Source organism: Rhodococcus wratislaviensis, assembly GCF_041228765.1.
Classification (GTDB): domain Bacteria; phylum Actinomycetota; class Actinomycetes; order Mycobacteriales; family Mycobacteriaceae; genus Rhodococcus_F; species Rhodococcus_F wratislaviensis.
In genome coordinates, this window is the sequence record NZ_CP150488.1 from 4,124,192 (window position 1) to 4,137,876 (window position 13,685).

Annotated in this window: 12 protein-coding genes; 9 read left to right on the plus strand and 3 right to left on the minus strand. The window is 65.2% G+C overall.

Annotated features, from left to right (window positions below):
• Positions 1-84 precede the first annotated feature (84 nt).
• Entirely contained in the window at positions 85-1,188 is a 1,104-nt protein-coding gene (locus tag WKC72_RS19010) for a tartrate dehydrogenase (RefSeq protein ID WP_370183952.1), read from the minus strand.
• A 181-nt stretch (positions 1,189-1,369) separates the two neighbouring features.
• Here WKC72_RS19010 and WKC72_RS19015 point away from each other — a divergent pair, with 181 nt between their 5' ends.
• From WKC72_RS19015 to WKC72_RS19030, 4 genes are all read left to right on the plus strand, one after another.
• On the plus strand, positions 1,370-2,278 hold the full coding sequence (locus tag WKC72_RS19015) for a LysR family transcriptional regulator (RefSeq protein ID WP_370183954.1): 909 nt from the start codon (positions 1,370-1,372) through the stop codon (positions 2,276-2,278).
• Positions 2,279-2,637: 359 nt separating this feature from the next.
• A complete protein-coding gene (locus tag WKC72_RS19020) occupies positions 2,638-3,627 on the plus strand; it encodes an NAD(P)H-dependent flavin oxidoreductase (RefSeq protein ID WP_370183957.1) in 990 nt (329 codons plus the stop codon).
• 58 nt (positions 3,628-3,685) lie between these two features.
• Positions 3,686-5,059, plus strand: coding sequence for an MFS transporter (locus tag WKC72_RS19025; RefSeq protein ID WP_370183960.1), 1,374 nt, complete (start codon positions 3,686-3,688; stop codon positions 5,057-5,059).
• Entirely contained in the window at positions 5,056-5,748 is a 693-nt protein-coding gene (locus tag WKC72_RS19030) for a pyridoxamine 5'-phosphate oxidase family protein (protein ID WP_370183963.1), read from the plus strand. The genes WKC72_RS19025 and WKC72_RS19030 overlap by 4 nt, the downstream gene beginning before the upstream one ends.
• Here the strand turns inward: WKC72_RS19030 and WKC72_RS19035 are convergent.
• Positions 5,736-6,605 (minus strand): LysR family transcriptional regulator, encoded by an 870-nt coding sequence (locus WKC72_RS19035; protein WP_370183966.1) that lies wholly within the window; start codon positions 6,603-6,605, stop codon positions 5,736-5,738. The genes WKC72_RS19030 and WKC72_RS19035 overlap by 13 nt on opposite strands.
• Before the next feature lie 105 nt (positions 6,606-6,710).
• Between WKC72_RS19035 and WKC72_RS19040 the strand changes: the two genes are divergently transcribed.
• Both WKC72_RS19040 and WKC72_RS19045 read left to right on the plus strand, forming a co-directional pair.
• Entirely contained in the window at positions 6,711-7,739 is a 1,029-nt protein-coding gene (locus tag WKC72_RS19040; protein WP_370183968.1) for a nitronate monooxygenase, read from the plus strand.
• 5 nt (positions 7,740-7,744) lie between these two features.
• Positions 7,745-8,644 (plus strand): LysR family transcriptional regulator, encoded by a 900-nt coding sequence (locus WKC72_RS19045; protein WP_268790189.1) that lies wholly within the window; start codon positions 7,745-7,747, stop codon positions 8,642-8,644.
• A 472-nt stretch (positions 8,645-9,116) separates the two neighbouring features.
• Here the strand turns inward: WKC72_RS19045 and WKC72_RS19050 are convergent, their stop codons facing one another.
• On the minus strand, positions 9,117-9,731 hold the full coding sequence (locus tag WKC72_RS19050) for a TetR/AcrR family transcriptional regulator (protein WP_037229580.1): 615 nt from the start codon (positions 9,729-9,731) through the stop codon (positions 9,117-9,119).
• A gap of 150 nt (positions 9,732-9,881) precedes the next feature.
• Here WKC72_RS19050 and WKC72_RS19055 point away from each other — a divergent pair, with 150 nt between their 5' ends.
• The 3 genes from WKC72_RS19055 to WKC72_RS19065 are packed head-to-tail and all read left to right on the plus strand — an operon-like array spanning position 9,882 to position 13,674.
• Positions 9,882-11,099, plus strand: coding sequence for an acetyl-CoA C-acetyltransferase (locus WKC72_RS19055; protein WP_370183971.1), 1,218 nt, complete (start codon positions 9,882-9,884; stop codon positions 11,097-11,099).
• A gap of 21 nt (positions 11,100-11,120) precedes the next feature.
• Positions 11,121-11,852: an SDR family oxidoreductase gene (locus WKC72_RS19060; RefSeq protein WP_370183973.1), complete on the plus strand. Its 732-nt coding sequence runs from the start codon at positions 11,121-11,123 to the stop codon at positions 11,850-11,852.
• A gap of 25 nt (positions 11,853-11,877) precedes the next feature.
• Positions 11,878-13,674, plus strand: coding sequence for an acyl-CoA dehydrogenase (locus tag WKC72_RS19065; protein ID WP_370183975.1), 1,797 nt, complete (start codon positions 11,878-11,880; stop codon positions 13,672-13,674).
• The last annotated feature ends 11 nt before the right edge of the window (positions 13,675-13,685 follow it).

Sequence of the window (13,685 nt, forward strand, 5' to 3'; positions counted from 1 at the left end):
CTCCACGACGAAGAATTCGGTGGGCCGGGTGCCGACCGGTGACCGATCGGCCGGGTCGACACCCGGCAGGAGCTGCTGATTTCTCTAGGATCGCACCAACGTCATGCTGGTGTTGGTTTCGAACTGGCGGCGCACTGCCTCGCCGAGAGTCTTGGTGGTGGCCGTGCCGCCCATGTCAGGGGTGAGCGTGTCGCCGCCGACTGCGAGGACGTCCTCGACTGCGGTCATGACGGCGGCGGCGGCCTCGGTCTCGCCGAGGTGTTCGAGCATCATGCTCGCGCTCCAGATCTGCCCGATCGGGTTGGCGATGCCCTTGCCCGCGATGTCGGGGGCCGACCCGTGGACCGGCTCGAACAGACTCGGGAACTTGCGCTCCGGGTTGATGTTTCCGCTCGGGGCCACGCCGATGGTGCCGGTGCAGGCCGGGCCGAGATCGGACAGGATGTCACCGAACAGGTTGCTGGCGACGACGACGTCGAACCAGTCCGGGTGCAGAACGAAGTTCGCGGTGAGGATGTCGATGTGGTACTTGTCCACCGCGACATCGGCGAAGTTCTGGGCCATCGCTTCGACGCGCTGATCCCAGTACGGCATCGAGATCGAGATGCCGTTGCTCTTCGTCGCCGAGGTCAGATGCTTCTTCGGCCGGGACTGGGCGAGATCGAAGGCGTACTTCAGGATTCGGTCGACACCGGTTCGCGTCATCACCGTTTCCTGGATGACGGTTTCGCGGTCGGTGCCCTCGAAGATCTTGCCGCCGATGCTCGAGTATTCGCCCTCGGTGTTCTCCCGCACGACGTAGAAGTCGACGTCACCGGGTTCGCGGCCGGCGAGCGGGCTGGTGATGCCGGGGAGAAGTTTGACCGGGCGCAGGCTCACGTACTGGTCGAAGTGGCGGCGGAACTGCAGCAGGCTTCCCCACAGGCTGATGTGGTCGGGGACCACGTCCGGCCAGCCGACCGCGCCGAAGAAGATCGAATCGAAACGATTGAGCTGGTCGAACCAGCCGTCGGGCAACATCGTGCCCGTCTTGGTGTAGTAGTCGGCGCTGGCGTAGTCGAACTGCTCGTAGTCGAGTTGGAAGTCGAATGCCGACGCCGCGGCCTCGAGGATCCGCAGCCCCTCGGGGACGACCTCCGTGCCGATTCCGTCTCCGGGAATGACTGCTATCCGATGCGTTGCGCCCATGATGCGTGTGCTCCTTGCTGGGGTGAGAATGTCTGGCTTGCGGCGTAATTCGCGGAAGACGGAGTGACCGGACTACGCGATGCCATCTACTGTGGGACTGATCACAGCCTATAAGGCAACAATCGGCCTGGAAAGCCGCAAATGAGCAAGACAGTTTTTCCAAATAGGAAAGAATGGGACCATGTCCAGTGATGCATCAGCGGAAGACGTCCTGTTCTTCGACGTGGTTGCGCGGTCGTCGAGCTTGACCGAAGCGGCCCGCGAGTTCGGCGTGTCGGTCTCGTCGGTGAGCAAACGACTGAGTCGGATCGAGAAACGGCTGAACGTGCGGTTGATCCAGCGCACGACGCGCCGCCTCACCCTCACCCCTGAGGGGGAGCGTTATGCGGCGGGGGCCGCGGGCATCGCGGCGGAGTTGACGGAGCTCGAGGAATCGATCTCCGAGCAGCATGCCGAACTCGTCGGCCGGGTGCGGGTGCATGCCACCTTGGGGTTGGGCCGGGCGCACATAGCCCCGCTGGTCGGTCAGTTTCTCGACGAACATCCGCGGGTGCAGATCGAACTCGATCTCTCGCCGCTCCCGCTCAACATCGCCGGGACCACCTTCGACATCGGCATCCGAGTCGGCTCGTTGCAGGATTCGAGGTTGACCGCCAAACGCCTGAGCCGGAACCGCCGAGTGGTGTGTGCCTCCCCTGAGTATCTCGAACGGTACGGAACTCCCACACAGCCCAAGGACCTCGAACACCACAACTGCATCGTGCTGCGAGAGAACGAGGGCGACTACGCATTGTGGCGGTTCGGGGAGGCCAACGACGAGATCGCCATCCGGGTGGCCGGGAACCTGTTGTGCAACGACGGGGACGTCACAACCCGCTGGTGCGTGGAAGGGCACGGTGTGATCATGCGCTCGATGTGGCATGTCGCTCCGCTTCTTCGTGAAGGGGCGCTCGTCCAGGTGTTGTCGGACTTTCCCACCCCCGCCGCCGACATCAATGCGCTGTACTCCGCCACGTCGCACGTGCCCCGTCGTATCCGCGCACTCGTCGACCATCTCGCCGCCGGACTCGGCGACCGGATCGAGCAGTGACACACCCCGTCGGTGAGCGGCTTGGGAAGAGGATTCACGACGGGTCCGCGTTTCTCGCCGACACGATATGGGCGACTGCAGGATCGGGGAAAGGAGGGGGAACGACCATGAGAATCGATGGTCGTGTTCGCCGTTGCACGGCTAACGAACAAGATCGCGCAGGTTCTTTTGTAGGACAGTCAATTTCACGTGTCCTGCTCGGCGCGCGCGAGCGTTCTGTTCCGGAGAACGCAGGTATCGGTACAAACTGTTGGACCACTGTTCCGCCCGGTTCTAGCGTTGTCGCATAGCCATCCGGTGTGACGTGCAGCACGTGGGAACCACTGCGACACGTCGGAGATTTTGTGGAGGAGTCCAGCGTGAGCTTGCAGAACCGTTTCACCGAGAAATTCGGAATCGAGCATCCCATCGTCCTTGCCCCGATGGATTACGTCTCCGATGGGCGATTGGCTTCTGCGGTGGCCGAGGCAGGTGGGCTGGGATTGATCGGCGGCGGGTACGGCGACGAGTCCTGGCTGCGCGATCAGTTCGACCGCGTGACGACCGACGCGGTCGGCTGTGGCTTCATCACCTGGTCCATGGCGCAGCAACCGCAGCTCCTCGAGAAGGCGATCGGCTACCGGCCGGCGGCCCTCTTCCTCTCGTTCAGCGACCCGGCACCGCATGCGCCTGCGATTCGTGCGGCGGGAATCCCGCTGATCTGCCAGGTGCACGATCTCGAGCAAGCGCGCCGCGCGGTGGCGGTAGGTGCGAGCGTCATCGCTGCGCAAGGAGGCGAAGCAGGCGGCCACGGAACAGGAACCCGATCGACGTTCACCCTGGTACCGGAGATCGCCGACCTTCTCCAGCGGAAGGCACCGGATGTGATGTTGCTGGCGGCCGGTGGAATCGGTGACGGCCGAGGCCTGGCGGCCGCCCTCGCGCTGGGAGCGGACGGTGCCCTCGTCGGGACCAGGTTCTGGGCGGCCGAGGAGGCGGCGATTCCCCGTGCCGCCCAGCACCGTGCGCTACGGGCGAGTGGGGACGACACGATCAGGCAAAGCGCCTTCGACATCGTGCGTGAGAAGCCTTGGCCGAGTCGGTACACGGGCCGAGTCCTGCACAACGACTTCATTCGCCGATGGCACGGCGACGAGTCCGGCCTCCGGGGCGTGCTTCAGGAGAAGCAGGAGCAATTCCGGGCAGCGGTGAAGGCCGAGGACTACGAGGTCGCGAATCTGATCGTCGGTGAGGTCGTCGGGCAGATCGATCGTGTCGACACCGTCGCGTCGATCATCGATGACATGGTCGGCTCCGCCGCCGCCATCCTGGGCCGCACTTCGCACCACCTGGCGGCGATCGGCTCCTAGCGCCGTATCGGTGCGACCTCGCAAACCCTCACCCCGCGCGTCCCCAGAAGGATTCCCCATGACCAGCCAGTCCGTGTCACCACCTGCTCTCGCGAGCGGTGTCGCGAAGAGCAGTCTTCGCAAGATCATCACCGCGTCGAGCGTCGGAACGTTGATCGAATGGTACGACTTCTACATCTACGGGAGCCTCGCGGTCGTGTTCTCCGGGATGTTCTTTCCCGAAGGAAACGGAACCGCAGCACTTCTCGTCACGATTGCCGCCTTCGGCACGGGCTTCGTCGTACGCCCCATCGGTGCCGTGGTGTTCGGCAGAATGGGAGATCGCGTCGGACGTAAGAAGACGTTCATGACGACGTTGCTCATCATGGGCGGCGCCACCACGATGCTTGGCCTGATGCCCACCTATGACCACATCGGGATTCTGGCGCCGATACTGCTGGTGACGTTGCGGCTGCTGCAGGGTCTCGCGATCGGCGGAGAGTACGGGGGCGCAGTCGTCTACATCGCGGAGAATTCGCCGGCGAAGAAACGCGGAGCCCTCACCAGTGTTCTCCAGACCACCGCGACCGGTGGTCTGCTCCTGTCGATCGGCGTCATCGTGCTCTGCCGGGTCGGGTTGGGCGAGCAGGCATTCAATTCGTGGGGCTGGCGGATTCCGTTCCTTCTGTCCGCGGTCCTGGTGCTGTTCTCATTGAAGATCCGCATGAAGATGCACGAATCACCGGTGTTCGAGGAGATGCGGCGGAGCGGAAAACTCTCGCGCTCACCGATCAAGGATGCGGTCGCGCACGGGCCGGCCCTCGCATTGCTGCTCGTCGTGCTCTTCGGAGTCACGGCCGGGCTGGGAGTTGCCTGGTACACCAGCCAGTTCTACACGCTCTACTTCCTGCAGACGATCTTGAAGATCGACTTCCTCACCGCGAACGTCTCCGTCGGAATCGCCCTGGTCATCGCGACACCGTTCTTCGTCATCTTCGGCAAGATGTCCGACAGGTATGGACGGACTCGGATCATTCTGTGCGGCTTGGTGCTTTCGGCGGTCGGCTACTTCCCGCTGTTCCTGTGGATCCGGGATGCCGCGGTCCACGGCCACCACATCCAGATGGTCGTACCTCTGACGATTCAGGTCGTCTTCGTCACCATGGTCTACGGGCCCACTGCGGCATTCCTGTCCGAACTGTTCCCGCCACAGATCCGCTATACGGGACTGTCGCTGGCGTACCACATCGGGACCGGCGTGTTCGGTGGCTTCACTCCTCTGGTGGCGCTCTCGCTCAACTCGGCGACCGGGAACGTCCTCGCCGGGCTGATCTACCCCATCGCGGTAACCACGGTCACGGCAGTGGTGTTCGTGCTGACGTTGCGGCGTGGAGTGGACAGCCCGATAGTCCGGCGGGCGTGGAAGCAGATCGATTCCGCGTGCTCGTCATGAGACACCCGACCCGGTACGGCGCGATCGCGTTCACTGCTCCGGTGGCCGAGCGGCAGAAGGCGACGGGGAGCATCAACTGGTACGGGCGCATGCGGGCGCAGGAAGGCGACCCGGGCCTGCCCGACGAACTGGACACCCGCGTCACTGCCCTGATCCGAGCCACCGATTCGTTCTTCATCGCGACTGTGACGCCCTCCGGGTGGCCCTATATCCAGCACCGCGGCGGCCCGCCCGGATTCGTGCACGTCCCGAACCCGACGACGATTGCGCTGGCGGACTATTCGGGGAATCAGCAGTTCGTCACGGTCGGCAACCTCGACGAGAACGACCGAGTGGCCCTCTTCTTCATCGACTACCCCACCCGCACCAGAGTCAAGGTCTACGGACGAGCCGAGGTCGTCGAGCGTGCCGACGATCCGGATCTCATCGCACGGCTTCTCACGACACCGGACGGGGTCGGTACGGCCGGATGCGATCGTGCGTTCGTCGTCCACGTCGAGGCGCTCGACCGGAACTGCACGAAGAACATCCCCCCGAAGTACGGCGAGGCGCGGATGCAGGAATCGCTCACGTTGGCCCGCAAGGGTTTACAGGAAGAGATCGAACCGCTGCGATCCCGCAATGCAGAACTGGAGCGGGAGATCACCCGGCTCCGCCTGCACAACGACGACGACGGTCAGCCGTGGTGACCGGCGGTGGCACCGCCGGGTGGCGGAGAGTGCCGGATCGCGGCGTCCCGCAGCACCCGCAGCAGCGGTGTCACCCGGTTGCGGCGGTACACGAAGCTCACGATCGCGGGCGGCGCACCGACCAGCGGGATGAACTGGACATTCCGATGGGTTACCCGCCTCCGGGCAACTTCGGGAACCGTGCCGACACCGCGATCGGCGGCGATCAACTCGAGCCACTCGTCGAAGTTCGAGCACGTCACCACCGGACCGTCGTGGTTCGGCCACAGATCTTCGGATGTGGTGCCGCTGAGGGTATTGATGACCAGAGGAAGCGTTCCGAACTCGGCCCAGTCGATCGAATCACGGGTCGCGAGAGGCGACGCGGTCGAGACCGCCGCAATCCGCTGCTCCTCGAACAACGGGTGCTGCACGAACTCGTCGCCGGGAACATCCCGGCGGACGACGGCGGCGTCCACGGTGGCGTTGTTCAGCGCGGCGACGGGGTCGTCGTAGCGACGCGGAACGACGGTGGCGCGGGAGTTCTTCTCGACGTCGTCGATCACCTGCTGCGCCCACGGATCGGGGAGGAGCCAACTGAATCCGAGGACGAGGGATCGGTTGGTGTACAGCGCAACCGCGGAATCGAGATCGCCGAGAATGACGCGCACCTTCTCGACGAATCCGGCACCGTCCTCGGTGAGGGCGAGTGCCCGCGAGGTCCGGTCGAACAATCGAACGCCGAGCGAGGTCTCGAGCTGCTGCACCGTTCGAGTCAGCGCCGGCTGGGTGATGTGGAGCTCGTTCGCCGCGGCGGTGAACGAGCCTGCCTCGGCGACGGCAACGGCCGCCCGCAGATGCCGCAGTTCGATGGACATAACTCCCAAGCATAGATCCAGCCGAATAGGCATTTCCGCTCCGCAAAGCGGCGGTGCACGATGAGGAACGGAAAGACCACGCACACATCGACCGAAAGGATCCCGGTGTTCGATCTCGACGACGGCCTCCGAATTCCCATCATCGGGGCGCCCATGGCAGGAGGGCCGAGCACGCCCGAGCTCGTCGCCGCGGTCTCGTCCGCCGGTGGCCTCGGCTTCCTTGCGGCCGGGTACAAGACAGTCGACGCGGTTCGACGGGAGGTCGACGCGGTCCGCGCGCTGACGAGCGCACCGTTCGGACTCAATCTTTTCGTCCCCGGCCGCCCTCTGGCCGATCGCGCAGCGGTGGAGGCCTACCGGGAGCGGCTGCAGCTGCTCGCCGAACGCCGGCAGGTGGTGCTGCCGGCGATCGTCGACTTCGACGACGACGCATTCGACGCCAAGGTCGACCTCGCGGTCGAGCGTGCCGTTCCCGTGGTGTCGTTCACCTTCGGCCTTCCGCCGCGGGAGGTCGTCGATCGGTTACACGACGCCGGCAGCGCGGTGGTGGCCACGGTGTCCGACGTCGACGAGGCGGTCTCGGCCGCTCGCTTGGGCGTCGACGCGATATGCCTACAAGGAGTCGACGCGGGCGGGCACCGAGCGACGCTCGACCCCGACGCCGAGCCGGACCCACGTTCGACGAGGGAATTGGTCGAGGCGGCCCGCTCGGCAGTCGACCTTCCCCTCATCGCGGCGGGCGGGATAGCGACCGGAACAGATGTTGCGACGACACTCGCGGCCGGTGCCACCGCCGTCCAGATCGGCACCGCTCTGCTCGACGCCGACGAGGCCGGGACCAAACCCGCACACCGGGCCGCGTTGCACGACGCCCGATTCACCGACACCGTCGTCACTCGCGCGTTCTCCGGTCGTCCCGCGCGTGGTCTGGTCAATGACTTCATCACCGACTTCGATGCGTATGCGGTGGCGGCATATCCGCAGGTACACCTGCTGACCACTGGGCTGCGAGCCGCAGCCGCCGCCAGCGGCGACCCGCACGGCCTCGCCCTGTGGGCCGGCATCGGCTATCGCAGTGCTCGTTCGGCCCCCGCAGGGGAGATCGTTCGGGACCTGTGGAGTGAAACACCGTAATTCCCATGGACATCGGCGATCTGAACTTCTTCCTGGCCGTGGCCCGCGCCGGCGGAATTTCTCGGGCATCGAAGGAACTTCTGACGGTTCAGTCGAACATCAGCTCACGGATCCGCGCGCTCGAAGACGAACTCGGAGTGGCACTGTTCCGCCGTCATGCCCGTGGGGTGACCCTGACGAACTCCGGCGAACGTCTGCTGCCGTACGCCGAACAAATCACTCAGCTCGTGCGGGAAGTGACGCAGGTCGTCAGCGACGATCGCGATCCGGCTGGACGACTGGCGATCGGCTCCATGGAGACCACCGCGGGATTGCGGCTCCCCGGTGTGCTGGCCTCCTTCAGCGAAGAGTGCCCCCGAGTCGACTTCACCTTGGCGACCGACACCACCGACGCGCTGACCACCCAGGTGATCGAGCATCGACTCGACGGTGCTTTCGTCTGCGGCCCGGTGCGGCATCCGGACCTGGTCTCCGAGCAGGTCTTCGTCGAGCAGCTCGTGCTGGTGAGCGGCGTTCGCATGGCGGACCTGGACTCGATACCGGCCGACGGCGGGCGGCACAAAGTTCTCGTCCTCCGGGCCGGCTGCGCCTACCGGGCCCGGCTGGAGCGGCTCTTCGAACAGCACGGAGTGCCGAGCCCGGCGGTCCTCGAGTTCGGAACTCTCGAGGGCATCCTCGGATGTGCGGCCGCGGGGATGGGCGTGACCCTGCTGCCACTGGGTGTGGTGACCACGTCGCCGTTGGCGGCGGCCTTGAAGGTACATCACCTCGCGCCTGCCGACGCGCGCGCGGAAACCCTGTTCATCCGACGCAAGGACGCCACCATGACCCCCGCCATGTCGCGTTTCCTGTTCCACACCCACGAGTCCAGCCGCCCGGCGTCCCTGAAATCCGTGGCCCGCTAGAGCGGCTTGCGGGCCACCAATCACACCTACGCATCGTTGGCGCGGGTGCCCAACCGGCGCTCATTTCGCAGAGTTCCGACTCGACTCTCATGAGCCGCCGGTGAGGCCGCGCTGACGGGGGAGTGGACTGCCTCACCGCAAGTGTCCGCACCGGCGGATCTGCACACGCCCGAGGAAGGGCGATTCGCAGGCCGCCTAGTTTGTGACTACCCGGTTGCAGCCTCGACCAATGCGGCTGCGAGGGCATCTGGCTGGGTCAACTGCGACTCATGGCTACCGGGGGTGAATGTCTCGCCGTCGCTGGGAATTTCAACTCGCTGTTCCACTTCTGCTCCTCAGGTAACTGATCCAAATCGTTGGCTCGACGTTAGATCTCCTGCGGGCAGGTGGAGTGTCTCAGTTCTGGGGCTCCCGACGGACCTTGGGTCTGGATTGGGCGGAGGATTGGGTGGCCTCCGTAATTCCCCGTGCATCACACGCCTTGCGCACCCACCATCCGCAAGGACAGCTCCACATACCGCTGAGCGAGAATCGCTGGGTCGGAGTGCGTGTTCGAGGGGAACCATCGGCTTACGTCGACGCCGAGTGAGGTGATGGCGAGGGTGGCGGCTTCGGTGTCGATCGTTCGGAAATCGCCAGACGCATCGCCTGCTTCGATGATGTGCGTGAAGACTTTCGACGTCGATCGTCGGATCGCCGCGATTGCTTGGAAGTGTTCGGGTGAGAGCGATCGCAGCTCGTGTTGCACTACCCGCGCAAGGGAATGGTTGCGTGCGTGCCACTCCACATAGGCAGCGACGGTGGAAGTGAGCCTGTCGACCGGCAGTGCGGTGGGTTGATCGGCTTTTGTGATCGCTGAAAGCGCCGAATAGTGCCCTTCCAGGCTGATCGCGAAGAGCAGCGATTCTTTGGTCTTGTAGTGCGGGTACACGGCTCCGGGACTGAGGTCCAGACTCGCGGCGATTTCCCGAGTGGTGGTCGCGCCGTATCCCTTGGCGGCGAAGACCTCGATGGCCGCTGCTCGTATACGCGCGGCGGCCTTGGATGTACCCACCTCGGTGGCGACGTCAGGCGCTGATGCACTCACCGCACTGCCTCTCAATCGGTAGGGGTTGACAGGTATCTATCGACGCCGCCAGTATATGCGAGCGCATAGAAAATAAGCACTTGCTTAGAACTGAGGGGCTGCAGGTCCGCACCGACTGCCGTCCACCACGTCAATCGGTAGGAGTTACTCATGCCCGAGGCCGTCATCGTCTCCATCGCCCGTTCCCCGATCGGTCGCGCCATGAAGGGATCGCTCAAGGGCATGCGCCCCGACGACCTCGCCGCGCAGATGGTCCAGGCGGCACTCGACAAGGTGCCCGCGCTCGACCCCACCGACATCAACGACCTCATCCTGGGCTGCGGCCTGCCCGGCGGGGAGCAGGGGTTCAACATGGGCCGCAACGTCGCGGTCCAGCTCGGCTACGACTTCATCCCCGGCACCACCATCACCCGGTACTGTTCGTCGTCGCTGCAGACCACCCGCATGGCTCTGCACGCGATCAAGGCCGGTGAGGGCGACGTGTTCATCTCCGCCGGCGTCGAGACCGTCTCCCGATTCGTCAAGGGAAACTCCGACTCGCTGCCCGACACCCAGAATCCGCTGTACGCCGATGCGCAGACCCGCACCGAGAAGCTCGCCCAGGGCGGCCAGGGGTGGGTCGACCCGCGGCAGGAGGGGCTGGTCCCCGACACCTACATCGCGATGGGCCAGACCGCGGAGAACGTCGCGCAGATCACCGGCATCACCCGCGAGGAGCAGGACCGGTGGGCGGTGCGCTCGCAGAACCGCGCCGAGGAGGCCATCAACAATGGTTTCTTCGAGCGGGAGATCCCCCCGGTGACCCTGCCCGACGGCACCGTCGTGACGAAGGACGACGGCCCCCGCGCCGGCACCACCTACGAGGCGGTCAGCCAGCTGAGGCCGGTGTTCCGTCCGGACGGCACCGTGACCGCCGGCAACGCGTGCCCGCTCAACGACGGCGCCGCCGCCCTGGTGATCATGTCCGACACCAAGGCCACCGAGCTGGGACTGACCCCGCTGGCCCGGATCGTGTCCACCGGGGTGTCCGGTTTGTCGCCGGAGATCATGGGTCTCGGCCCGATCGAGGCGTCCAAGCGGGCCCTGGCGATCGCGGGACTGGGCATCTCCGACATCGACCTCGTCGAGATCAACGAGGCGTTCGCGGTGCAGGTGATCGGGTCGGCGCGGGAGCTGAACATCGACGAGGACAAGCTGAACGTCTCCGGCGGCGCGATCGCCCTCGGTCACCCGTTCGGCATGACCGGTGCCCGCATCACCGCCACGCTGCTGGGCAACCTGACCACCCACGACAAGCAGTTCGGCCTCGAAACCATGTGCGTCGGAGGCGGACAGGGCATGGCCATGGTCCTCGAACGCCTCAACTGACAACAAAGACAGGAAACCTCGATGGGCAACATCACCTACGATTTCACCGGCAAATCGGTCATCGTCACCGGCGCCGCCCGCGGCATCGGCCAGGCACTCGCACGCCACTTCGCCGACGCCAAGGCGACCGTGTTCATGGTGGACTTCGACAAGGACGAACTCGACAAGTCCGCCCGTGAGGTCGGCGCGGTCGGCATCCCCGCCGACGTCAGCAGCACCAACGACGTCGAGAACGTCGTTTCCACGGTGATCGCCGAAACCGGGCGGATCGATGTCCTGGTCAACAATGCCGGCATCCTGCGGGACAAGGTGCTGTGGAAGCTGACCGACGACGACTGGGACCAGGTCCTGAATGTCCACGCCGGCGGGACGTTCCGCTTCACCCGGGCCTGCGTGCCGCACTTCAGGAAGCAGGAATTCGGCCGGGTCGTCAACATCACCTCCTACACCGGACTGCACGGCAACCGGGGCCAGGCCAACTACGCCACCGCCAAGGCCGGGATCATCGGGTTCACCAAGACCGCGGCTAAGGAACTGGCCGCGTTCGGTGTCACCGTCAACGCGATCTCGCCGAATGCCGCCACGCGGATGACGGCCTCGATTCCTGAGGAGAAGATCGCCGAGCTCACCGGCCCGATTTCGCGGTTCGCCGACCCGTCCGAGATGGCCGACGCCATCTGCTTCCTCGCTTCCGAGGAGGCCGGCTACATCACTGGCGTCGTCCTTCCGGTCGACGGCGGTGTCTCCATCTGACGCCACTTTCTGAACGGATGAACCCATGACCGACGTACTCTCCCGGCGCGACATCGACTTCCTGCTCTACGAATGGCTCGACGTCGTCTCGCTGACCTCCCGCAAACGCTTCGCCGAACACTCGAAGGACACCTTCGACGCCGTCCTCGACCTCAGTGCGGACATCGCGCACAAGCACTTCGCCACGCACAACAAGAAGGCCGACGCGAACGAGCCGACCATGCGACCGGACGGCACCGTCGACATGATCGACGAGGTCAAGACGGCGCTCGACGCCTACGCGGCCTCGGGCCTGATCGCCGGATCTTTCGACGAGAGCGTCGGGGGCATGCAACTGCCCACCACGGTGGCGCGGGCGGCGATGGCCTGGTTCCAAGCCGCCAACGCCGGCACCGCCGCCTACCCGTTCCTGACCGCCGCCAACGCCAACCTGATCGCGACCTACGGCACCGAGCAGCAGATCGACGACTACGTCCGTCCGATGCTCGAGGGCCGCTGGTTCGGCACGATGTGCCTGTCGGAACCCCAGGCAGGGTCGTCGCTGGCGGACATCACCACCCGGGCGGTGCCGCAGGACGACGGCAGCTACCGGATCACCGGAACCAAGATGTGGATCTCGGGAGGCGACCACGAGCTCACCGAGAACATCGTGCACCTGGTGCTGGCGAAAATCCCGGGCGGCGGTCCCGGGGTCAAGGGCATTTCGTTGTTCATCGTCCCGAAGTTCCTTCCCGGCGCCGACGGCGCGGTCGGCGAGCGCAACGACGTCACGCTGATGGGCCTCAACCACAAGATGGGCAACCGGGGCACCACCAACACCCTGCTCGCGTTCGGTGACGGAACACATTCCCCAGCAGGGCAATCCGGCGCTGTCGGGTTCCTCGTGGGGCGGGAACATCGGGGCCTGTCGTATATGTTCCACATGATGAACGAGGCCCGGATCGGTGTCGGTTTCCTTGCGATCTCCCTCGGCTACGTCGGCTACCAGAAGTCGCTCGAGTACGCGAAGGTGCGAACCCAGGGCCGCCCCCTCGGCGCCAAGGACCCGTCCTCGCAGCCGGTTCCGATCATCCAACACGCCGATGTCCGCCGCATGCTGCTGGCGCAGAAGTCCTACGTCGAAGGCGCTCTCGCGCTCGGCCTCTACTGCTCACGCCTGGTCGACGAGCAGGACACCGCCGAGGACACGGCGACGGCCGAGGAAGCAACATTGCTCCTCGACGTCCTCACCCCGATCGCGAAGAGCTGGCCGTCGCAATGGTGCCTCGAAGCCAACAGCCTCGCCATCCAGGTCCACGGCGGATACGGCTACACCCGCGACTACGACGTCGAACAGTACTACCGCGACAACCGGTTGAATCCGATCCACGAAGGCACGCACGGCGTTCAAGGACTGGACCTGCTGGGTCGCAAGGTCACCATGCAAGACGGTGCCGGACTCTCACTGCTCGGATCGAAGGTCACCGCGACCATCGAGCGCGGCCGTGTGATCGGCGGCGACACCGCCCGCTACGCGGCCGAACTCGATGCCGTGTGGAACCGGACCGTCGAGGTTACCGCGACACTGTGGTCTGCGGGCGACGCGACGACGTCGTTGGCGAACTCGTCGGTGTACCTGGAGGCGGTCGGGCACACGGTGATCGCGTGGATGTGGCTCGAGCAGCTCACCGCAGTCGACGGCAAAGAAGGCGACTTCTACGACGGCAAGCGCCACGCCGCCCGCTACTTCTACCGCCATGAGCTGCCCAAGGTCACACCGCAACTCGACCTGCTGGCAAGCCTGGACCGGACCACCCTCGACATGAACCCCAGCTGGTTCTGAACCCCAGGAGA